The organism is Streptomyces coeruleofuscus (assembly GCF_039532725.1).
Classification (GTDB): Bacteria; Actinomycetota; Actinomycetes; order Streptomycetales; family Streptomycetaceae; genus Streptomyces; species Streptomyces coeruleofuscus.
Genome location: NZ_BAAASE010000005.1, coordinates 435,544 through 457,768 on the forward strand (window position 1 = coordinate 435,544; position 22,225 = coordinate 457,768).

Consider the following 22,225-nt stretch of genomic DNA (forward strand, 5'->3'; position numbering starts at 1 on the left):
CTCACTTTTCCCTGTGGAGCTTGGTCCACTCGACCAGCCCGGCACGCTCGAGACTCGTCAGGCGGTCAATCGCGAGTTGCAGTTGTGGGAGCGATCCAGGACCGCTGGCCGCTTGCCTCCCGCGCATCTCCTGCTCGAAGTCGTCGAGATCGGCAAACTCTTTTCCAGGGGTTTGGTCGCGCTGATTCTTGATGTGTTTCGCCAGGCTCTTCGAGATCGGATTACCCGGCCCCTTGTTGAGCCAATTCTGGATCTGCGTATCGCCGTATGTATTGATATAGAGCTTATTCCCTTCACTCAGTTGCGGCGGCTCAATATCAAGCGTGTAGGACTTCGTGGTTCCTAGTCGGTTCCAGTGGTCTCGCTTTCCACCTGTTTTGCCGTCCTTCTTCTCGTGCTTGCCGTATGTGGAGGTTATCTGGGTCGGGATGTCCGCGACCGGCGCGTTGCTGCCCGCCGTAATGGCTCCGGTGTTTCCGAAGACCACCTTGGACTCGTACCAGATGGGATCCTTCTTGCAGTCGTCGTAAGCCGGCTTCTCCAGGTTGAGTTCCAGGTCCTTGTTCACTCCACGCCGAGCCGGCACGAGGTTGTTCTCGGAGTTCCACCCGCCCAGTCGGTCCGGGAGGAGGTGCGCCCTGAGCCACGCACCCCTCTCCCCCCAGAGAGAACTGTTGGCGGGATCGATGAGATAGGCCCATCCCGGCGGCATCGCACCGCCGGGCTTACGCCCTTTCGGTTTGCGCTTGAAGCTCAGGTACTGGGCCTCGATCTTGCTCGCCCTGGCATTGGTCCACTGGGGCATCTCCGGCTCCGGCAGCCCCCTGGCCGGTGCGCCGGGCGGTTGGAGGTAGACATGCGGCTGGGAGCGGGACTCCGAATAGTCGCCATCGAGCACCGGGAGCGAGTACTTCAGGGATGCGACGAGGGTGAAGGGGTCGCCACCGCCAGGCTTGAGCCCGGTGAGCCCGTAGCGGAGCTGATACGACTTCAGGAGAGCGAGGTACGTCGACAGGGGGATTCCGCGACGCATCTTCCGGCGCAGTGGCGGCCGGATCCTCGCCACGATCGCCGGCAACCGGTCGTCCTTCGAATCCTCCTCGTCCTTCCTCGTCTTGTCCTTCTCCTCCTTGGACTTGGGCCTGCCGGGTCCGTGCTTGCCAGGGCGGGGGCGTGACGGACGGTTGCCCTTGCCGTCTGTGTCCCTCTTTCCGGACCCGTCCGAGTCCTTCTTTCCGGACCCGTCCTTCCCGTCAGAATCGCTCTTGTCTTTCGTACCGGACCCGTCGGTGTCTTTCTTGCTGCTGCCGTCGGTGTTGGACTCGTCCTTCTTGGAGTCGGGTTCGGGGTGCTTGTTGTTGGGGTCCGGCCGCTTGTCCTCGTCGCCCTTGGTGTCGTCCTTCTTGCCCGGCTTCGGTGTGGTCGCCTTCGGAGACGGGGTCGGCTTCGTGTCCTGCTTGTCCTGGTCCGACGCCTGGTTCTTGTCCTTCGGCTTGCCGTTCTTGTCCTTGGACGTCGGCGGCGTCGGGGTCGTCGACCTGTCGCTCGGGGTGTCGTTCCTGTCGTCGGTCTTGGCGTTGTCCTTGTCGTTCTTTTTCGTCGGGCCCTGAGGCTTCGTGGGCTTGGGCGACGGTGCCTGCGTGTCCTTGGGCTTGGCCGGGGGAGCTTGGTCCTTGGGCCTGGCGGGAGGGGCTTGGCCCTTCGGCTTGCCCGGCGCGTCCTGATCCTTGGGCTTCCCCGGTGTGTCCGCGGACTTCTTCCCTTGCGGAGTCGTGGACGTCTGCGGCCTGGCCGGAGCAGACGAGGGCGCGCCCTTGTCCCCGTCCTTGTTGGACCCCTTGTCGTCCCCGCCCTGCCCGTCCTTGCCCTTGTCCTTGCCGCCGCCCTTGTCCTTGCCCATGTTGGCGGCGACGCCCTTCAAGCGGGTGCCGACCTTCGACACGTACTTGCCGATCCCGCTGAGGATCAGCTCGTAGGCCATCTCCAGCAGGACGACGATGCCGGCCGCTATCGCCTTGGCGAAGAGGACGCCCGCGCCACCCTGGCGTACGGACTTCAGCCAGGTGATGACGGCGCCGATGGCCTTGAGGATCTCGCCCAGTGAGCCGATCGCGGCCTGGATCGCCTCCAGGATGGCCGCGCCCCAGCCGGCGCCGGGGATCAGCTTCGCCAGCACCTTCGTGATGACGATCTCGCCGATGATGAACGGGAGTTGGGGGACGATCGCGTCCCACACCTCCTTGGCGATCTTCTCAACGGTGAAGCCGCCCTTCATGAGCTTGTTCCAGACGGCTTCGGTCAGGCCGGTGATCTCCTTGACCTTGTCGTTGAACCACTGCTTCACGGCGCTCTTCACCTCGTTGAAGAGGTGGTTCTTCGCGCCGTCGTACGCGGAGTTCTTCGCGCCGCTCAGCCAGCCGCCCGGGTCCGAGAGGATGTCGACGAGGATCATCATGAACTCGCCGAAGGCGGCGATGAACTTCGTCGCGAAGTCGAGGATCGACTTGAGCGCGTCCTTGCACGCCTTGAGAACGTCGAGAAGCATCTTCTTCAGGACGTTCAGGATGTCGCTGAGAAGCTTCGCGATGGACTCCAGCAGATCCTTCATGATCTGCTTCAGCGCGTTGGCGAGCTGGGTGACGAACGCGAGCGCCGCGTTGATCAGGTCCGTGATGAACTTGCGGATGCGGCGGGCGATTTCGATGACCGCTTCCACCAAGGACGTGACGAACTCGATCAGGTCCTCGATGAACTGCTTGATCATCTCGACGATGCCCTCGCGGGCCGCGTTGATCCAGCCCTCGACGGTCTCCTTGAAGCTCTTCAGCGCCTCGATGATCGCGTTCCGGGCGTCCTTGATGATCTGGACGACCTTGTCCCGCAACTCGATGAACTTCTCTTTGATCCAGTCGAGCGTCTTCGACAGCCAGCCCTTGGAGTCGTCGACCTTCTCGTCCTTCTTCTTCTCCGCTTCCTCCTCGGCCTTGTCCCCCTTGTCCTTGATGTCCTTGTCGCTGGTCTCCTTCTCCGTCTCGACGTCCTTGTCGGTGTCCTCCTCTTCCTTCTTGACGTCGTCGCGGATCTTCTTCTCACGGTCGGACTTCTTCGTGCCGAGCTTCTTCAGCTCCTCGTCCTGCTCCTTGGTCCAGTCGGAGCGCTGCTTGTCCACGTCCGTCAGGACGCCCTCGCGCTTGCCCGTCTGCTCCCTGGTGTTGGACTGGACTTCCTTGTCGACCTGCCGCTTGTGCTCGTCCTGGGACCTGCGGGTGTCCTGAGTCTTCTTCTCCCGGCCCTTGCCCATGTCCTGGCGGCCGTCGCTGAGAGCCTTCTTGAACTGCGGCTTGCGTTCGTGCTCGGCCACTTCCGAGGCCGCTTCGGGCGGTACGGCACCGGTGCTCGCACCGCCGCCGCCCACCTGCGACGTGCCGCCCTGCTGGGCCGGCACCTTCCCCTCGAGCCGTTCCTTCGGCGCGTCCGGGTAGACCTGGTCCTCGCCCATCCTGCGACCGGCGTCGTCGGCGCCGGTCTCGGCGGCCTCCTGGCTCTTGTCGTCGGTGTTGCCGCCCTGCTCCGTGGCCTTGTCGTCGGCCTGGCCCTGCATGTCGACGCCCGGCGCGGTGCCGTTCTGCGCCTCCTTCATGGCCTCGTCCTTGGTGGGCATCCCGGCGAACTGGGCGGCCAGGTCCTCCGCCGTCACATCGAAGCCGAGCCAGTCGCCGAGCCCACCGATGGCGTAGCCCGCCATCATCCCCAGCTGGTCGAAGAAGTCCGGCTCCTCCATCTCTTCGGCTTCGATCTTGCCTTCCGGCTTCTTCTCGCCCTTGACCTCGGCCTTCTCGCCCTTGGCGTCCCCGGCGCGCTCCGCCTTGTCCTCGTTGTACTGCGCTGCCTCCTCGGCGTCCGGCTTGCCGTGCAGCGTCCTCGGGGCGCCGGAGGGGCGCTCCATGGCGGGCGGCTTGGACGCCAGCTGCCTGTGTTCCTTGCCGACGTCCTTGTCCACGGCGCCACCGACGCTGTCCATGGCCTCGACGGCCTGGTGCGGCTTGAGGTTGGACGCGGCGGAGAGGCCCTCCTCGGGGGAGACGCCGGAGAGGTCCGGAGCCGCCTTGGACGCCTTCTTCCCCTTGGCCGCGGAACTCTTGGAGCCACCCTTCGAGCCGCCACCGCCGCCCCCACCGCGTGCTGCCGCCGGAGCGGGCCGGGAGCCGGATTCGCCACCGCCGCCGGAGTCGGCCCTGCTCTGCGGCTGCGGAGCCTGCTCCTTCGGGGCCTCGGTACGCGGTTCCTGTGCCCTCGGGCTCGGCTTCTCCGTACGGGAGGAGGAGCGGGACGCCGTTCGTGAGCCGGAACCTGCCGTGTCCGGGCCGGAGTTGTCGCTGTCCGAAGAGGGGCTGGGAGTCGAGCCGGACGACGGTGTCGTACCGGTGTCGGCCGAGTCGTCGGAGCCGGTCGTCCCGCCCCCGGACGCGGAGCTTCCCGAAGTGCCGCTCCCGCCCTGGTCCTTGGGTCCCTTCGACTCCTGCGGGCCGGGGGACTCCTCGGGCTTCGCCGCTCCCGAAGCGCCCTCGTCGGCAGCCGTCTTCTCCCCTTCGGCGCCCTTCTTGGCCGTGTCCGAAGGGGACTCGGTCGCCGAGGTGTCGGAGCGGGCCTGCGCGGAGCCCTTGTCGCCGCCCGACGCCTTGTCGCCCGGTCCGCCCGCGGTCGGCGTGCCCTTCTCCTCCTTGGCGGCCTGCTCGGCCGTCCCGCCGCCCGTCTCCTTCGAACGGTCCCTGGCCTCCTGCGCGTTGGTCTCGGCGGCGACCGGACCCGCCTTGGGGTCGTCGCCCTGTGTGGGGTCCTTGGAAGCCACGCCCGGCGCCGGCTTCGGCTCGGGCCTCTCCTCGGGACCGAGCTCGCTCTCCGTACGGCGGCTCTGCTCCGCCGCCTCCTCCTCGGCGCCCGGCACGGGCGGGGAGTCGTCGGTGCCCGGGTCGTCCTTCTCCGCCGCGGCCTCGCGCTCGGCGTCCTCCTCGTCCTCCTGCTCACGCCGTGCCTGCACCTTTTCGGCCCTGGTCGGCGGCGGGTCTGAGAAGGAGGGGGTGGGCGGGGCGGAGTTCGCGGCGGACTCGTCGATCTGGTCGGAGGTCGGAACGTTCGACACGTCGAGGTCCTGCTCGGGAAGGAAGTCCTCCGGCCTGAGTTTGATGTCCCAGGCACTCTCCTCCCCTCCGCCGACCTCCACCTCCGAGTCGCCGCCCTGGCCGGCCGATTCCTCCCGCCCCTCCTCGCCCTCCTGGTCCTGGGCGCGTGCCCCGTCCAGCGTGCCGGCGCGGCCGGGGAACCCCTCGTCCTTGCCCGCGACCTGGGGACTGCCCTCGTCGCGACCGGGCTCGTCCGTCTTGGCCGCCTCGGCCGCGGCGGCGCTCTCGCGGGCCTGGGCGGCGGCCTCGTCCTCGGCGTCGGTGCGCGGGCCCGCCGCCTCGTCCTGGCCGGCTTCCTTCTTGGCCTGCTCCTCGGCCTGCTTCGTCCCGGCCCGGTCGCCGTCCTTCCCGCCGCCCTGCTTCCCCTTGTCCCCCTTGTCCTGCTGCTGCCCCTGCTGTCCGCTCTTCTCCGCGCCGGACTTCGCGTCCTGCTTCCCGGCCGCCTGCGCTCCGGCGTTCCCGCCGGCCGCGGCATCCCGGGACCCCTGCTGCCCCGACTTCTGCCCCGACTGCGCGGCCGGCGAAGTGGGCTGCTCCCTGTCCCCCTTGGGCCTGGACGCGTCCCCACCCGTCAACGGGTCGGACTCCTTCTCGTCCTCGGCCTTCCCAGCGTCCGCGCCCGGCGTGCCGCCCTGCGGGATCGTGCCGCCCGCGTTCTCCGGCGTACTGCCCGCGGCGAGAGCGGTGTTCCCCGCCCCGTCCCCGTCCACGGCCTGCTTCTCCGGGCCGGGAGCGGGCCCCGTCCGCTCGGTGCGCTGCTTCGCCTCCTGGGCGGCCTCCTGCTCCTTCTCGCGCTCCGCCCGTACCTCCTCAGCGGTGTCCTCCTCGATCTCCGGAGCGAGGAGGCCGCGCTGCCGGGCGGTGGCCTCGCTCTCCGCCCGGCCGTCCTCGTCGATCTCCGTGACCAGGTCCACCACGAAGTCGTGTTCCGAGGTGAGCAGCCGGTGCTCCAGGCGATCCAGTACGCGCTCCTGAAGCTCCTCCGAGAGCGGTGCCAGGGAGGCGCGGACGCGCTGCGCGCTGTCCCTCGGGTCGGTGCGGAGCGACCGGATGACCGTGTTGGCGAGACGGTCGACCAGCGTGGCGGGGTCGAGGTGCTCGAGCCGATTGCGGTCGGCGTGGACGGTGGCGTAGCGCATCCACGCCGGCGTGCTGGCCTCCGGGGCGACCTCGGGCGCCTGCTCGCCACGCGCCACGGCCTGGGCGGCGTTCTCGGCGGCGCGCTCGGCCGCCTCGTGCGGTGCGCTGACCTGTCCCAGGTCACGGCCCGCCGCCAACGCGCCACTGGTGTACGGGTGCTGGATCGTGTGCAGCAGCTCATGCGCGAGCAGGGCGCGGCCCTGCTCCGTGCCCGGCTGGTACTGGCCCTCGCCGAAGAAGATGTCCTGGCCCACCGCCACCGCGTCCGCACCCAGCATGCCGGTGAGAGCACTCGCGTCACGGTCGGTGTGCAGGCGTACGGAGCCCAGGTCGTGGCCGAGCTGCTCCTCCAGCTCCCGGCGCACGCCGGCGTCCAGCGGCTGCCCGGCCCCGCTGACGATGTTCTTGGGCTCGGCCGCGCGGTTCTTCGCCGCGCGCTCCTTGCGTTTGCGGCGGCGCTCGGCGGCGGCCTGCTGGGCCGCCTGGGAGTCCTGAGCGGCGGACGCGGTCATCGCGTCACCTCCCCACGGCCCGAAAGCCCCGCGTGCACCGCGCGGGCCAGCTCCTGCCCGAGGCGGCGCGCGGACAACCCGGCGGGCATCGGGGGCAGGCCCGACAGGCCGTCCACCGACACGGCGCCGTCCGCGGCCAGCGGCACCCCGTGTTCCTGTACGAGACGGGTCAACTCCCGCTCGAACGACGCCGATACACGCCGCGGGTCCACGGACGAGCCGAAGCCGTCCAGGACCAGCTCGCCGATGTCGACGCGGATCTCGCGCGGCTCGGGGCGACCGGCCGCGCCCTCCCGATGTGGCCCGTTCACACCCATCCGCGAACCTCCGTCGGCGTCAAGGAGCGCTCCAGCTTCAGGTACTCGGTCCGGGCCGCCGCGGCCATGTGCCGCATCTGGAGCGCCTCGCCCTCCTCGGCGGCCAGGAACGCCCCGGACAGGGCGATGTTGCGGATCGAGCCGCCCGCCACGGTGAGCTGGGCGAGCAGCCGCGGATCGAGGTCCTTGACCGGTGCCTGCGGCGGCAGCACACGGCGCCAGATCTCGGCGCGCTCGTGCTCGGCCGGGAAGGGGAAGTCGACGACGAAGCGGATGCGCCGCAGGAAGGCGTTGTCCAGGGCCTTCTTCATGTTGGTGGTGAGGACGGCGAGCCCCCGGTAGGCCTCCATCCGCATGAGCAGATAGCTGACCTCGAGGTTGGCGTACCGGTCGTGGCTGTCCTTGACCTCGCTGCGCTTGCCGAACAGCGCGTCGGCCTCGTCGAACAGCAGCAGCGCGCCGCCCGCCTCGGCGGCGTCGAAGACACGGCGGAGGTTCTTCTCGGTCTCGCCGATGTACTTGCTGACGACCTGGGAGAGGTCGATGACGAACAGGTCGAGTCCGAGTTCCTTGGCCATCACCTCGGCGGCGAGCGTCTTGCCCGTGCCGGAGCCGCCGGCGAACAGCGCGGTGACACCGAGGCCGCGGCGCAGGGTCTGCGCGAAGCCCCACTCCTGGTGGACGGTGGCGCGCTGGCGCACATGCGCGACGATCTCCCGCAGGACGTTCGTCTGCCGCTCGTGCAGCACCAGGTCGTCCCAGCCGGCCTGCGGTTCGATACGGCGGCCCAGCTCGTCCATGCCCATCCGGGCCTCGTCCAGACCGGCCCGCCAGGCCAGCCGTACGGCGTCGAGCTCGTCCTCGTAGGGCAGCTCGCGCCGTACGGTGGCGGCGGCGGAGCGCACGACGTGCGGGGGCAGCTGGAACTGCGCGACCAGCGACCGCAGTTCGCCGTCCTCGAGGTCGGCAACGCCCTGGAAGGCGTCCGCCCACAGGCCGAGCTGCTCTTCGTCGTCCAGGCGCGGCACGGACACGCGGGTGCCGTGCGGTCGGTCGCTGCGGCGCGGGTCGGCGCTGGACACGACGACGGGTACGGCGGCACCGGCCAGGAACGCCTCGGTCGCCGCCTGCTGGTCCCGGTCCAGCTCTCCGGCCTCGACCAGCAGCGCGGCGGGCAGCAGGATCGCCTCGCGCTGCCACAGCCGGGCGAACCGGTCGCGCTCGGCGGGGTCGGTGGGGACGTCCTCGGCGCTCATCGTGTACAGGCCGAGTCCGGCGCGTGCGGCGCCCGCGGCGGCGATGTCGGCGCGGCTGCGCAGGTCGCCGCCGACCAGCTCGACGAGCAGCGGCGCGTCCGGCCGGGCGCCGTCCGCCCAGCCCGCCGCGACCCGGCTCGCTGCCAGGTCGTACGACGGCGGCAGCCGGTCCGGTACGGGGGTGCGGCGGGCCTGGCCGTGCAGCCGGGTGTCCAGGTAGGGCGAGCCGAGCAGGAAGTGCAGGATGCGCTCGTCGAGCCGGAGCCGGGAGGTCGTCAGCCGGGTGTCGTCGTCCAGCTCGACGATCCGCCAGCGGCGCAGCGGCGACACGGGGGTGAGGGCGCTCCAGTGGGGGTCCGCCAGGGCGGCCAGGGCGAGCGAGAAGGTCGGGTGGGCCCGCTCCGGGTCGGCACTCGCGGCGGCGCAGCGGGCGGCGGTCGTGGGGTCCAGTTCCTGAGCGGCGGTGAGCACGACGAGGTCCCGCTCGAAGGGGGTGAGACCGAAGCAGGCGACGAGGGCGTCGAGGGCGGCGGTTCCGGGACCGGCGGCGGCCACGGGAGCGGGCCCTGGGCCGCCGGCGCCATCAGCGGCTGCCGTCACCGAGGTGCCCCCGGACGCGCCACCGCCGTCACCGGCCCGGGTGGCAGGAGCGGCCCCGGCGGCCGAGACGGGCCCGGACGCCGACGCGGCCCCGGACGCCGAGACGGACCCGGACGCCGACGCGGCCCCGGACGCCGAGACGGACCCGGACGCCGACGCGGCCCCGGATGCCGAGACGGACCCGGACGCCGACGCGGCCCCTGACGGCCCACCGTCACCACCCCTGCCGCGCTGTTGCGCATGCGCGTCGACACGAGCCAGGACACGCCGGATCTCGTCGGCCAGCGTCGGCCCGCCGCCGTGTGCGGCGGCCCCCCGCGGCTCCCGCACCTCGTGCGGACCGTGCGCTCCCATGTCGTCTCCTCCCCCCGTCGTTGCCACGCGCCGCCTCAGCTCTCCGCGTCGTCGGCGCCGTCGGCCCGGCCCCCGGCGTCCTTCGTCTCCTCGGCGGAGGACTTCGCGGCGGCCTTCTTCGCGGTCGCGGTCCGGCGACCACGCGCCGGAGTCTTGGCGGCGGCCTTGGCCGGGGCCTTCGCGGCCGCCTTCACGGGTCCCTTCGCGGGCCCCTTGTCGGGAGCCTGGGCAGGAGCGGCCTTCGCGACGGGCGTGTCCGCCTCCCGCCCGGACTCGGGCGACTCGGCACCAGCTGACTCCACGGGTCGCTCCGCGCCCCCGGACCCCGGGGCCGGCCGCTCCCCCGCCTCGGGAAGCTTCGGCGGCACCGGCGCGCCGGGCGCCCCGAACGGCAGCACCCGCACCTCGTGACGCTCCACCGGCTTGCCCGGCACCGGCACCTCGCGGCCGTCGATGAACACCAGGGCGGCCTGGTAGACGACCGACAGCGTGTACGGCGTCTGGTGGAGCATCCCCCACAGCTTCGACGTCTCGTCGATGTCCATCACGGTGGGCGTGAACCGCACCCGCTGCGCCGCCTCGGCCAGGTTGCTCCCGGACAGGTGGGCGCGTTCGCCCGCCACTTCGATGATGTCCTTCGGCAGGACGGGGATCTCGTGCAGCGTGCGCACGACCGACCCGATGAGCCGCTGCCCGACCAGCTCCGCCTCCTCGCCGTAGGCGCTGATGAGGTAGTGCAGGTCGAGTGGCGCGGCAGCCCGCCGGACCAGGGTGCCGTCGGCGGCGCGGGTGGGCAGGTCGGTGTTGCGCTGTGAGGTGTTGGGCGTGACCTGGTACAGGAACACGGTGATGGTGGGCTCGGCCGGCGGGTCGGCCGGGGGCTTGCGCGGCTCGACCTTGACCGCGATGTCGATGTCCGGGGGCAGGTTGGTCTCGATGAGCAGGGCGAGGGCCTGGGTGACATGGGCGATGGCAAGTGCGTTACTCATGGCGTCGGTTCCCCGGTCCCTCTGGTCCTGTCCTCGGTGCCTGTCGTCCTGCTCGTCCCGCCGGTCGGTCGCGACATCCTGCTCGTCCCGCCGGTCGGTCGCGTCGTCCAGCTCCTCTCGCCGTCCGGTCGCGTCGTCCAGCTCGTCCCGCCGGTCGGTCGCGTCGTCCAGCTCCTCTCGCCGTCCGGTCGCGTCGTCCAGCTCGTCCCGCCAGTCGGTCGCGTCGTCCTCACTCGCGCCCCCTGGCCAGGTAGTCCGCCAGGCTGACGGCGGCCCGCGGACGCTCCGCGTCCCGTGGCCGGGCCCGGCCGCCACCGCCCTGGGGCGTCCCGCCCGCGGTCACCTCCAGGCGTCCGATCTGCACCTGCACCACCTGCTCGGCCTGACGCCCGGGCCGCCGGGCCGCCGCCTGCCGGACGGCGTCCCGTGCGGCCGCCGTGTCCGCCGCGCTGGGGAGCAACGCGGCGGACACGGCGGCGGGGGGAGCGGCGTCCGTACCAGGGGGGGTCGGCACGGACGCCGCGTTCGTGGTGGCCGCCCGCTCGGTACGGCCCCGGCCCGCCACGCGGCGCGCGGTGTCCGGGACCGGCCGCAGCGCGGGGCCCGTCGGGGTGACGGGACGCAGCAGCGGCCCCTCGGGCTCGGCCGGCGGGGCAGGACGCGGCCCGGTTTCGGCCGGTGCCGGGGATCGCTCGGTCCGTACGACCGTCCGCTCCCGTTCCGTACGGACGACCTCGCGGGCCGCCGGCCGTGCCAGGTCCGGCCGGGTGTCGGCGGCCGGTGCGGCGACGGGCCACAGCGGCTCGGCGCCGTCCGGGTCCGGTGCGGCGCCCCGTACCGCCTCCGCGCGTTCGAACGGCCCGGCCAGCCGCGGCCGTACGCGCACCACACCGGGGCGCTGCGCGGCGGGCGCCGCGTGCCGGGCGAGCAGCCGGTCGAGGAAATCGGGCTCCGCCCGCCCCTCCGCAGTGGACTCAGACATCCGCACACAGCTCCAGGTAGTAGCGGCGCCGCAGCGGGCTGAGCGCCAGGATCTCCGGCTCGCTCCACCCGTACGCGGTGGCGAGCAGATGGACGTCGAGCAGGAGGTCCCGGGCCCAGGCGTCCAGTTCGGTCCACAGGAAGGAGGCGATGTCCAGCTCGGCTCGCGTGCCCTCCCCGCACTCGGGGCAGGCGACGTTGAGCGTGACGTCGCCGCCCGGGTCCGCCGCCCGGGCCGCCTCGGCGATCCGGCGCTGCACGGCGACGGGCAGCGTGTCAGCGGACACGGGCTGCCCGTCGCGTACGGCGGTGACCACGCACCGGGACAGCAGGGCCCGGCGCGGGTCGGCGTCCCGGGCCGCCGCCGTCAGGTCGGCGACGGCGGGCACCCGGAACTCGATCTCCCAGCCGTCCTCGGCGACCCGCACCAGCGGATCGCCCCGGTCGGCCAGGGTGCGGGCGAACTCCCCGGCGTCCAGCTCGAACTCCATGTCCGCGCCGCACGCCGCGCACTCCAGGCGCACCTGCATCCGCTCGCCGAACAGGGCCCGGCGCAGGGCGAACAGGTCCGCCTCGCGCTGCCCCACCGGCAGCGACAGCAGGGCCTGCCGGTCGCCGCCCAGGTCCGGACGGGCGGCCCCGTGCAGCAGCAGGGCCCGCCCGGCCGGGGCCACGTCCAGCCCGGTCTCCCAGGTGGCCAGGAACTCGGCCGCCTGTGTGATGGCCATGCCTCCCCCCAGCCCCGCGCTACGCCGGGTTCAGGAAGGAGGGCTCCTCCGGCTCGGGCACCTCGTAGTCCCGCTCCCAGCCCTCGCACTCGAGCTTCAGCGACTGGATGGCCACCGCGTTGGCGTTGGCGTCCAGTTCGCCGAGGACCTGGTACTCGCTGGGCCAGGTCCGGTACAGCTTGTGCGAGACGGCGACCTGGCCGGCCTCGTTGAGGACCTGGATCACGATGTCCTTGCGGAAGTCCGCGAGGGACACCTCCGAGCCGAGGCCCGCGCCGACCTGCCAGACCTTGTTGGCCCAGCGGTCGAACTCGGGGTCGTGCGTGACGCCGCGCTCCAGGGTGATGCCCTCGAACTCGGAGCGGCCCGGCGACTTGCGCGGGGAGGACGGGTCGCCGCCGTGGCGGTGCTTGACGACCTCCGTCGTCCGCTTCAGCGGACTGATCTTGCTGATACCCGCGACCGTCCGACCGTCCCACAGGACCAGGAACTTGAAGTTCTTGTACGGGTCGAAACGATGGGCGTTGACCGTGAACTCTGCCATCGAAAATGTCCTCAGGGATTCCTTGGAGCGTTCCTTAGAGCGCGAACTGCCCGGACGTCTGCTGGATCTTGACGATCACGAACTCGGCCGGGCGGACCGGCGCGATGCCGACGAGGACGTTGACGACGCCGTTCTCGATGTCCTCGGTGGTCGTGGTGTCGCTGTCGCACTTGACGAAGTAGGCGTCGCGGGGCGTGCCGCCCTTGAAGGCGCCCTGGCGGAAGAGGGTGTGCAGGTACGAGGAGGCGGCGAGCCGGATCTGCTGCCACAGGTTCTCGTCGTTGGGCTCGAACACCACCCACTGGAGGCCTCGCTGGAGGCCCTCCTCGACGTGCAGGGCGAGCCGTCGCACCGGCACGTACTTCCACTCGCTGTCGAGGGCGTCGGAGCCCTCCAGCGTGCGCGCTCCCCAGACCACCGGGCCGGTCACCGGGAAGGTGCGCAGGCAGTTGACGCCGAGCGGGTTGAGCAGGCCGGTCTCGCGGTCGGTCAGGTTGACGGTGAGCGAGTGCACGCCGGCGAGCCGCGCCTCGGTGCCGGCCGGGGCCTTCCACACGCCGCGCTCGGAGTCGGTACGGGCGATGACGCCCGCGACCGCGCCGGACGGCGGGAAGGAGCGCAGCCGGCCCGTGAGGGGGTCGGTGAGCTGGAGGTGCGGGAAGTACAGGCCGGCGTGGTTGCCGCGCACGGCGTCGAAGGCGGCGAGCCCGGCCCGGGCGGTGTCGACGCTGACCCAGGTGCCCGGCGCGTCGACCAGCAGGAAGATCCGCCGTTCCTGGCACAGCCGCTGGGCGGCCGAGACGACGGTGACGGCGTCCTCGGTCTTCTCGTACGCGGCGAGTTCGGGCAGCGCGAGGAGGTTGACGTCGGCGACGCCGCGCAGTGCCTGGATGCCGGACTTGTCGGCCTCGGAGCCGATGAGGTCGCGCGGTCCGGGCGCCTCGCCGTCCTCGCCGCCCTCCAGCGGGAAGACGGGCGGGTTGACGGAGGCCTCCAGGCCGAGGTCGTTGGCGCACTCGCCGAGGAAGCGGACGACGTCCTCGGGGTCGGTGGAGCCCGCGACGACCTGGACGCGCCGGCCGAAGGCGGTGACCTCGGCGCCCGCGAAGGCGTGCTTGCCGGGCGCGTCGGGCAGGGCGCGCAGTTTGCGCTCCAGGAGCAGCGCCAGCTCGGCGACGGAGTGCGGGGCCTCGCCGTCGTGGTCGGGGTCGTGGAGCGTGAACTCCCGCTCGACGTCGCCGATCTTGACCGTGAGGTCCACGGCGAGGTCGGGCAGTTCGTGCCCGAACGGCTTGGAGACGGTGCCGGACGGGTCGGGCCGGCCCTCGCCGACGACCTCGACGCGGATCAGCCGGGAGCCGGCGTTGACGACGGTCTGTACGTACCGGCCGTGGGACGGGTCGGCGGACAGGCCGGTGAAGCTCTCGCGGGCCTCGCCCTTGGCGTCGTGGACGCGCAGGTTGAAGGTCTCGTCGGGGCAGGTCGTGTCGTAGTCGACGGCGACGCGCAGGCCGTTGCCCCACACTCCGGGTTCCTTGGCGTGCACCTTGAGGACGTCGCACTCGCTGTGGCCCTCGGTGGACTCCAGCGTGACGCCGGCGGCCTTGCCGCTGCCGGCCTTGGCGACGCGGACGATCACGGCGACGGTGCCGCCGTTGCCGAAGAACTGGTGAACGGCGTAGCCGACGGCGCTCTGGGCGCTCAACCCCCCGAAGCGGCGCTCGAACTCGGTGAAGCTGGTGACGCGGACCGGCTCGTTCAGCGGACCGCGCCGGGTGTGGCCCACGAACGCGGTCACCGAAGTGGTCAGGGTCGAGATGGTGCGGGTGCTGCTGGGAAGCTCTTCGACGTAGACGCCGGGATACGTCGGCTTGGCGGCGCTCACTGCACTCATCGGCATTCCCCCTCCTATCCCTGTCTCGGGCACCGGATGAAGGCACCAAGAGAGGAGGGAGAGACGTTGTGGCCGTGCGCGAGAACCTGGCCCCCCAACCCATCGGCGGTGGACACGCGCGCACCTCATCAGTTCCCCCGTCAGTACCCGCGCGTTCGGTCGCACGGGTCAAGCAGCTCGCTTGTGACTCCTGATGCTCAAGTGCTCAATCCACCTTGCTGTGTTCGGAGTTGACCGAACAAGACGGGTTCTGGCCAGCACGGTAGGAGGTTTTGTGAAGGCAAAAATCCGCGATCCGCACATCCCGCCCGCGCGCCCTCGTGGACTGGTCCACACCTCCCACACAGCGGCCGTGATCGCCGGGCGGAGAGCATGCCTGGGAGACCCCGCATTTCCGGCACCGGCGTCTCATCCGCCCGGCGCGCTCCCCGAGTCCTCCCCCAGTCGTCCATCCCTCGATGGCCGGTTTCAGCAGGGCGGCATGGACGCGCACGGAGTTGATCGATGCCTTACGGGATCCACCTTCGAGTGCCCCGTTTCGACCGGGACATGCCCGACCCAAACGCCAGACCGCGCCACCCCTTCCAGCGCGTAGAAATATCTACGAGCATGGCCACTGCCGGACCGGCACGCGGAGCCCCGAGGCCTCGCGGGTCACCGGCCCGTGTCCAGCGTGCGCCCGCCGGGGCGCGACCGACTGTGCCTGGGGTGGCCATGCAGAGCGTGATGTGGAAGCAAGCCGTCGAGTGGCTCGCGGCGGCCGCCCGGGACCCTCAGGAGTGCAAGCGGGAGTGGGACTACGGCACGGGGACGGTGCTCGTGGAGGCGGGGCGGTACTGGGACGTGCTCAGCGTCCCCGACCGGCTCGGGCTGCTCGCCCTGGACTGTCTGTGGCGCGACCCCTTGAAGGTGCCCGGCCCCACCCTGGTGGACTGCGCGGCACGCAGAGTGGGCTTCTTCCTGCCACCCGACCCCGTCAGCGAGTGGGTCGGTTCCGGGGTCCGGCACGTCGGCCGGGGCTCCTGGGTCGCCGTGCCGCCGCCGTACCGGCCCGCCGGGCGCCTGGAGTGGCTCGTCCCGCCGGACGGTACGGGCAGCCTGCACGCCCCGGGCACGCTGGAGTCGGCCCTGCGGGAGGCCACCGAGGCCCTCGCCGTGCTGGCGCCGGTCAGCGCGGAGCACGCGGTGGCCGACTGCTGGTGAGGCGGGTGCCGTCGGGGACGGCCGTCCCCGGGTGCCGGCCGACGGTCCATGTGGTGAGGGCGGCCCAGGTCTCGCTCGCGGAAGGAGCCGCGAAGGAGACCCACTGGCCGTCACGGTGCTCCGGGACCTCGTGGCCCCTGGCCTGCCACTCGGCGACGAGGGCCGCGTAGATGGGCGGATGACCCCCGTATCCGCTGGTGAGTTCGGCATACGACCGGGGAGCGGCGTCGTTCCCGAGAGGGCGCCGCGCCGTCTCAGTGCTGTCCATGCCCGGGCAACGCGACGGGGCGCACCGGTGGTACGCGCGCCGGGCCCCGTCCGTCGGGTCGAGTGAACCCGTCACCCGTACGGCGGCACGCGGGCACCGGACAAACATCCAGTCAGGCGGTCGCCCGTTCAGGCCGGGGGCGTTCCCTGCCCCGCGCACCCTGGCGGCTCCTACGCGATTCCGGCGGTCTCCTCGACCGCGGCCGTACGCATCCGGTAACACTGACGTCAGACCGAGGACCGGGCCGGCACCGCGCCCGGAACCGGTCCTCCCGGTACGACGGCAGGGAGAGGCCATGTCACAGCGCCCTGACCTCCGGCAGCGCAGGGCCGTGCTGGAGCACGAGTGGTCCCGCTGGGTGCCGCGGCTGAGCGTCGCGGGCGCGCGGCCGGGCGGCAGCGCGGCATTGCGCCACGAGGTGACCGAGTCCTGGGCGCGTTCGCTGAGCAGCGTGGACCCCGGGCGGGACAGCGCCCCGGTCACCGACGGCGGCCCGGTGCACCAGCGCTGGACGTCCTCACCGCTGTACCGGCCGGTCTCGGGCCTCGCCGGGGAACTGCGCAGCATCGCCGAGGACGCCGGGTTCGTCACGGCGGTCACCGACGAGTCCGGCACCATCCTGTGGACCTGCGGCGGCCCGACCATGCGCCGCCGGGCCGAGCGCGTCAACTTCGCGCCGGGCGGCCGCTGGGACGAGCAGGCCATGGGCACCAACGCCCTGTCCCTCGCCCTGCGCACCGGCCGCCCCAGCTCCGTCTTCTCGGCGGAGCATCTGGTGTCGGCCCTGCACGGCTGGGTCTGCTACTGCGCCCCCGTCCACGGCCGGGACGGCCGGGTCATCGGCGTACTGGACCTGTCCACGACCTGGGACCGCTCGCACCCCCTGGCCATGTCCACCGTCCGCACGCTGGTGTCGACGATCGAGGCCCGCCTGACAACGGAGGTGGCCCGCCCGGGCCGGCTGCGGCTCACGTGCCTGGGTTCCGAACAAGCCGCCCGGGAGGGACGGCCCCTCCCCCTGCGCCCCCGCCAGCTGGAGATCCTCACCCTCCTCGCACTCGAACCCGGCGGCTTCTCCCCGGAACGGCTGCGCGCGGCCCTGTACGGCGACCGGCCGGTCACGTCCTCCACCTTCAAGGCGGAGATCTCCCACCTGCGCCGGGCGCTGGGCGGCGCGATATCCCCCCGCCACTACGCCCTCACCGCCCCCGTGTCCTGCGACGCCGCCGACGTCCTGCGCGCGCTGGAGCAGGGCGACACGGACACTGCCCTCCTCCGCTACGGCGGCCCGCTCCTGCCCCGCTCCGAGGCACCCGGCATCGAGGAGTGGCGCACGCGCCTCGAAGTGGCGGTGCGTGAGGCCGTGCTGGCGAGCACGCACCCGGAGCACGCCCTGCGCTACGGCGAACGGGCCCCGTACGACGCGGAGGTCCACGAGCACGCGCTGCGGCTGCTCGGCCCGAAGGACACGCGCCGTGCGATCGCGGCGGGCCGGCTGACGACGGCCCTGCGCGACTGACGGGCCGTCGTCACGCGCCAACCTTGCGCCAACCTCCCGGGAGCACAGTGAGGGCCGTCCCCCGCCCCGCACCGCCCTTCACCGAGGAGAGCCGCCATGGTGTACGCGCAGCCAGGAACCGAGGGCAGTATCGTCACCTTTGCCCGCCGCTACGACAACTTCATCGACGGCGACTGGACAGCGCCCGTCGAGGGCCGCTACTTCGAGAACCCGACCCCCGTGACCGGCAAGGTCTTCTGCGAGGTCGCCCGCTCCTCCGCGGCCGACGTCGACCTGGCCCTGGACGCGGCGCACCGGGCGGCCGACCAGTGGGGCCGCACCTCCACCGCGGAACGCGCGAACATCCTCAACAGGATCGCGGACCGCATCGAGGAGCACCTGGAGAAGATCGCCGTCGCCGAGACCTGGGAGAACGGCAAGCCGGTCCGCGAGACGCTGGCCGCCGACATCCCGCTGGCGGTGGACCACTTCCGGTACTTCGCCGGCGTCGTCCGCGCCCAGGAGGGCAGCATCGCGGAGATCGACGCCGACACCGTCGCGTACCACTTCCACGAACCGCTGGGTGTGGTCGGCCAGATCATCCCGTGGAACTTCCCCATCCTCATGGCCACCTGGAAGCTGGCCCCCGCGCTGGCCGCCGGCAACTGCGTGGTCATCAAGCCGGCCGAGCAGACCCCGGTCAGCCTCCTCTACGTCATCGAGCTGATCGCCGACCTGCTCCCGCCGGGCGTCGTCAACGTGGTCAACGGCTTCGGCGTGGAGGCGGGCAAGCCCCTGGCCTCCAGCCCGCGCGTGGCGAAGGTGGCGTTCACCGGCGAGACGACGACCGGCCGCCTGATCATGCAGTACGCGAGCGAGAACATCATCCCCGTCACGCTCGAGCTGGGCGGCAAGAGCCCGAACATCTTCCTGCCCGACGTCATGGCCGCCGACGACGACTTCCTGGACAAGGCGGTCGAGGGCTTCGTGATGTTCGCCCTGAACCAGGGCGAGGTCTGCACGTGCCCGTCCCGCGCCCTGGTCCCCTCGTCGATCTACGACGACTTCATGGCCCGCTGCGTCGAGCGCACCCGTGCCATTCGCGGCGGCGACCCGCTGGATCCGGACACCATGATCGGCGCTCAGGCGAGCAACGACCAGTACGAGAAGATCCTCTCCTACCTGGACATCGGCCGGAAGGAAGGCGCCGAACTGGTCACGGGCGGCAACCCCCGCGCGGTCCCCGGCCTGGAGGGCGGCTACTACGTCGAGCCGACGATCTTCCGCGGCACCAACGACATGCGGATCTTCCAGGAGGAGATCTTCGGCCCGGTGGTCTCGGTGACGACGTACGACTCCGTCGACGAGGCCCTGAAGATCGCCAACGACACCCTGTACGGCCTCGGCGCGGGCGTCTGGACCCGCGACGGCAACACTGCCTACCGCCTGGGCCGCGAGATCAAGGCGGGCCGGGTGTGGACCAACTGCTACCACGCGTACCCGGCGCACGCGGCGTTCGGCGGCTACAAGAAGTCCGGCATCGGCCGTGAGACCCACAAGATGATGCTGGACCACTACCAGCAGACGAAGAACCTGCTGGTGAGCTACTCGCCGAAGAAGCTGGGCTTCTTCTAGACACACGGAAAAAGGCGGGAGGCAACGATCACTCCGCTGATCTGCGGCGCTGGCTGGCGTTGAAGCGTGCCTTCTTCTGACGATTCCCGCACGTGTTCATGTCGCACCACTTGCGGGTGCGACTTTGACTGGTGTCGAAGAAGGCCGCTCGGCAGCTCGGCGATGCGCACAAGGCCAGTTTTCCGTCTCGTTCGCCTGCGATGATGCTGATCGCGTCGGCGGCGATCACGCCGAGGGCGTCTTCCACGCAGGAAGCCGAGCCGAGCTGCCAGCGCCGCTTGCCCTCGGGCGTCAGGATCGCCGCGGCCCGACCCTGTGCGCTGCGGTCATTGATGACTTGGACAGCAGACGCAGGAAGAGCGTCCTGGATCGCGGCCGCTGTCGCGGCGGCGTGAATCGACTCCCTCAGTTCCCGGGCGAGTTCGAGCTGGGCGGTGGTGCAGGAGTCCACGGCGAGGCCGTTCACTGCCAGCCAGTCGACGAGTCGGTGCGGCGTGGGAATGCGCTCCACAGCGTTGCCGAAACGCTCCGACAGAGTCCCCGTGAAGCTGGTCGCCAGCACGCTGCCGAGGCGGAAGTCAGGGAATCCAGTACGCATGGAACCACCTTAGCTGGTTGCACGCTTGCATGGAGGCCTGCTAGAACCGTCTTAGCCGGTTCGCGATAGGTGTAGCCGGTTCCGCGATGGCCGGGAGGTCTCATGCCCCGTCTGACCAGCGACGTGCAAGCATTTGAAGCCCACGCAACCGACGCTGACCTCGACGATCTGCGCGCGCGACTGGACGCGGCGCGACTACCGGAGGCTGAGACGGTCTCTCGCGCCGCGCCCGGCCCTCGCCGATGGGAACAGGGCGTTCCTCTCGCCGACCTCGTCGATGTCGTGAACTACTGGCGCAACGGGTACGACTGGCGGTCGTTCGAAGAGCGCCTGAACCGTATCGGCCAGTTCCGCACGACCATTGATGATCTGGGAATCCACTTCCTGCACCGCAGGTCCGCGCGCGCAGATGCCACTCCTCTGATCCTGACGCACGGCTGGCCGGGCAGCATCGCCGAGTTCGTCGATGTGGTGGACGAGCTGGCAGATCCGAAAGATGCAGACGCGCCGGCGTTCCACGTCGTGGTCCCGTCGCTGCCAGGCTTTGGCTACAGCGACAAGCCGGCCACCACCGGGTGGGGAACCGAAAAGATCGCGGCCGCCTGGGTGGAACTGATGGGAAGGCTCGGCTACAGCAGGTTCGCAGCCCACGGCGGCGACTGGGGAGGCAATATCACCACGGTTCTCGGCGGCAGGTTCCCGGCGCACGTTCTCGGCATCCACACATTGTTCGCGGAGGCACCGCCCGGGTTGACGACGGACGGGCTGACGGCGGTCGAGCGCCGGTGGACCGAGGAAACCCGCGATTTCTGGCGCCACCGCGCGGCGTACGCGAAGCAGCAGGCGACCCGACCGCAGACCATCGGCTACTCGCTCGTCGACTCACCGGTCGGGCTTCTCGCCTGGATCCTTGACAAGTTCGCCGAGTGGTCGGACACCGAGGACAGCCCGTTCGAGACGATGTCCAGAGACAGGGTTCTTGACGACGTCACCCTGTATTGGCTGACGCGGACCGGCGCATCGGCGGCCCGCATTTACTACGAAAGCCACAACTCGCTCGATCCCGAACTTCGGGTCGACGTCCCGTCGGCAATCACCATGTATCCCCGCGACATCGAGAAGTCTCCGCGCCCCTGGGCACAGGAGCGGTACCGACAGATCGTCCGATGGAGGTCCCCCGACACAGGGGGACATTTCCCGTCACTGGAGGTTCCCGAGTTCTTCGTCAAAGATCTGCAAGAAGGCCTCGCGGCAGTGCTGGCCGCTGATCGGTGACCGCGGCTGGGTGCCGGCACTCGATCACCGCCTGATCCGGCGCCGAGCGGCAGGAAACTCCGCCTGCGGCTGATCCGAGCGGCCGGGGGCCCGCCGTCGTGCGGCTCCAGTTGCACCCGCCCGCGGGTGACGACGCCGAACGCGTCGCACCACTCCGCCGCGACCACCGCGCAGCGCGAGGGCACGCCGGGACTACTCCGTGCCGTCCGCCGGCAGGCGCTCCGGCAGCCCGAGCCGGGGGAACTGGTCGTCGTGGAACGTGACGATCTCGGTGATCGCCCCGCCGGTGACGCGCAGGACGTCGATCGTCAGCGGCAGGTACGCGCCCTCCGGCTTCCGCCAGAGGTAGAAGGCGACGGCGGGCTGCCGGTTCACGGAGGTGAGGACGGTGCGCAGGCCCTTCATGCCCTCGAAGCCGTCCTCGATCCAGCTGTTCACGACCGTGTCGCGGCCGACGTACAGGCCCGGCGTGGGCGGCATCGAGCAACGGACGTCGTCCCGCAGCATCGCGGCGAGGGCAGGGATGTCCGTGGCCACACTGGCGTCGGTGTAGCGGCGTACCAGCTCACGCGTTCCGGCGTCCCCCTCGCCTCCGGTCCAGTCCTGCCGCTCGGCGGGCAGGTGCTCCCGCATGCCGGCGCGGGCCCGCTGCAACGCGCTGTTCACGGAGTTGACGGAGTCCCCGAGGAACTGCGCGACGTCCTTCGCCGGCCAGCCGAGCACGTCCCGCAGGATCAGCGCGGCCCGCGGGCGCGGCGCGAGGTGCTGGACGGCGACCAGGTACGCCAGCTCGAGCGTCTCCCGCGCGACGGCGACGGTCTCCGGCTCGTCCGCGTCCCCCGCGGGCAGCTCGTCGAGCAGCCGGTCCGGGTAGGGCTGCAACCACAGCACCTCGCCGCCGGCCGCGGGCTCCGGGCGGCACTTGGCGAGCAGGTCCAGGCAGGCGTTCGTGGCGATCCGGTACAGCCAGGCCCGGAACGTCGACCGCCCCTCGAAGCTCTCCCGCCCCCGCCAGGCACGGAGGAACGTCTCCTGCACGGTGTCCTCGGCGTCGTCGAACGACCCGAGCATCCGGTAGCAGTGCACGTGCAGCTCCCGCCGGTGCCGCTCCGCCAGCCCCGAGAACGCCGGCTCGTCGACCTCGCCCAGACCGCTCACGCCCAGCTCCTCCAGCCGCGTGTCCGCACTCATCACGTCGTCCTTCCGCCTCGCTCGTGTCCCGTCATAGGTGTGACGGCTGCGGGCGCGAAAAC

The 22,225-nt window shown here is 71.1% G+C and carries 15 protein-coding genes; 4 read left to right on the plus strand and 11 right to left on the minus strand.

The annotated features are described in order from the left end of the window. Position 1 precedes the first annotated feature (1 nt). Genes ABFX81_RS21505 through ABFX81_RS21540 form a run of 8 tightly spaced genes read right to left on the minus strand, consistent with a single transcriptional unit; the run spans position 2 to position 14,501 of the window. Positions 2-6,832, minus strand: coding sequence for an eCIS core domain-containing protein (locus ABFX81_RS21505; protein WP_346138495.1), 6,831 nt, complete (start codon positions 6,830-6,832; stop codon positions 2-4). Then, positions 6,829-7,149 carry a hypothetical protein gene (locus ABFX81_RS21510; protein ID WP_086842201.1) on the minus strand — a complete coding sequence of 107 codons (321 nt, stop codon included), beginning with the start codon at positions 7,147-7,149 and terminating at the stop codon, positions 6,829-6,831. The genes ABFX81_RS21505 and ABFX81_RS21510 overlap by 4 nt, the downstream gene beginning before the upstream one ends. Continuing rightward, entirely contained in the window at positions 7,140-9,359 is a 2,220-nt protein-coding gene (locus ABFX81_RS21515) for an ATP-binding protein (protein ID WP_346138496.1), read from the minus strand. Before ABFX81_RS21515 ends, ABFX81_RS21510 begins: the two co-directional genes overlap by 10 nt. A gap of 35 nt (positions 9,360-9,394) precedes the next feature. Next, positions 9,395-10,663, minus strand: coding sequence for a Pvc16 family protein (locus tag ABFX81_RS21520; protein WP_346138497.1), 1,269 nt, complete (start codon positions 10,661-10,663; stop codon positions 9,395-9,397). Beyond that, positions 10,578-11,330 (minus strand): hypothetical protein, encoded by a 753-nt coding sequence (locus ABFX81_RS21525; RefSeq protein WP_086842199.1) that lies wholly within the window; start codon positions 11,328-11,330, stop codon positions 10,578-10,580. Before ABFX81_RS21525 ends, ABFX81_RS21520 begins: the two co-directional genes overlap by 86 nt. Beyond that, positions 11,323-12,057 carry a T4 family baseplate hub assembly chaperone gene (locus tag ABFX81_RS21530; protein ID WP_086842197.1) on the minus strand — a complete coding sequence of 245 codons (735 nt, stop codon included), beginning with the start codon at positions 12,055-12,057 and terminating at the stop codon, positions 11,323-11,325. Before ABFX81_RS21530 ends, ABFX81_RS21525 begins: the two co-directional genes overlap by 8 nt. A 19-nt stretch (positions 12,058-12,076) precedes the next feature. Further along, positions 12,077-12,601, minus strand: coding sequence for a phage tail protein (locus tag ABFX81_RS21535; protein ID WP_004003113.1), 525 nt, complete (start codon positions 12,599-12,601; stop codon positions 12,077-12,079). Between the two features lie 34 nt (positions 12,602-12,635). Beyond that, a complete protein-coding gene (locus ABFX81_RS21540) occupies positions 12,636-14,501 on the minus strand; it encodes a phage tail sheath subtilisin-like domain-containing protein (protein ID WP_086842195.1) in 1,866 nt (621 codons plus the stop codon). A gap of 708 nt (positions 14,502-15,209) precedes the next feature. Between ABFX81_RS21540 and ABFX81_RS21545 the strand changes: the two genes are divergently transcribed. Continuing rightward, positions 15,210-15,698 (plus strand): hypothetical protein, encoded by a 489-nt coding sequence (locus tag ABFX81_RS21545; RefSeq protein WP_086842204.1) that lies wholly within the window; start codon positions 15,210-15,212, stop codon positions 15,696-15,698. On the opposite strand, the gene ABFX81_RS21550 is transcribed toward ABFX81_RS21545, so the two are convergent. Continuing rightward, the gene (locus ABFX81_RS21550; RefSeq protein WP_346138498.1) at positions 15,664-15,966 is read right to left on the minus strand and encodes a hypothetical protein; all 303 of its coding nucleotides are present in this window, start codon (positions 15,964-15,966) and stop codon (positions 15,664-15,666) included. The genes ABFX81_RS21545 and ABFX81_RS21550 overlap by 35 nt on opposite strands. A 295-nt stretch (positions 15,967-16,261) precedes the next feature. Between ABFX81_RS21550 and ABFX81_RS21555 the strand changes: the two genes are divergently transcribed. Next, positions 16,262-17,485 (plus strand): GAF domain-containing protein, encoded by a 1,224-nt coding sequence (locus ABFX81_RS21555; RefSeq protein ID WP_346138499.1) that lies wholly within the window; start codon positions 16,262-16,264, stop codon positions 17,483-17,485. Positions 17,486-17,581: 96 nt separating this feature from the next. Beyond that, the gene (adh, locus tag ABFX81_RS21560) at positions 17,582-19,099 is read left to right on the plus strand and encodes an aldehyde dehydrogenase (protein ID WP_346138500.1); all 1,518 of its coding nucleotides are present in this window, start codon (positions 17,582-17,584) and stop codon (positions 19,097-19,099) included. 28 nt (positions 19,100-19,127) lie between these two features. Here the strand turns inward: adh and ABFX81_RS21565 are convergent, their stop codons facing one another. After that, entirely contained in the window at positions 19,128-19,697 is a 570-nt protein-coding gene (locus tag ABFX81_RS21565) for an ABATE domain-containing protein (RefSeq protein ID WP_086855185.1), read from the minus strand. A gap of 102 nt (positions 19,698-19,799) precedes the next feature. Here ABFX81_RS21565 and ABFX81_RS21570 point away from each other — a divergent pair, with 102 nt between their 5' ends. Next, positions 19,800-20,972 carry an alpha/beta fold hydrolase gene (locus tag ABFX81_RS21570; RefSeq protein ID WP_086855186.1) on the plus strand — a complete coding sequence of 391 codons (1,173 nt, stop codon included), beginning with the start codon at positions 19,800-19,802 and terminating at the stop codon, positions 20,970-20,972. A gap of 192 nt (positions 20,973-21,164) precedes the next feature. Here the strand turns inward: ABFX81_RS21570 and ABFX81_RS21575 are convergent, their stop codons facing one another. Then, positions 21,165-22,163: an RNA polymerase subunit sigma-70 gene (locus ABFX81_RS21575; protein WP_086855187.1), complete on the minus strand. Its 999-nt coding sequence runs from the start codon at positions 22,161-22,163 to the stop codon at positions 21,165-21,167. Positions 22,164-22,225: the final 62 nt, after the last annotated feature.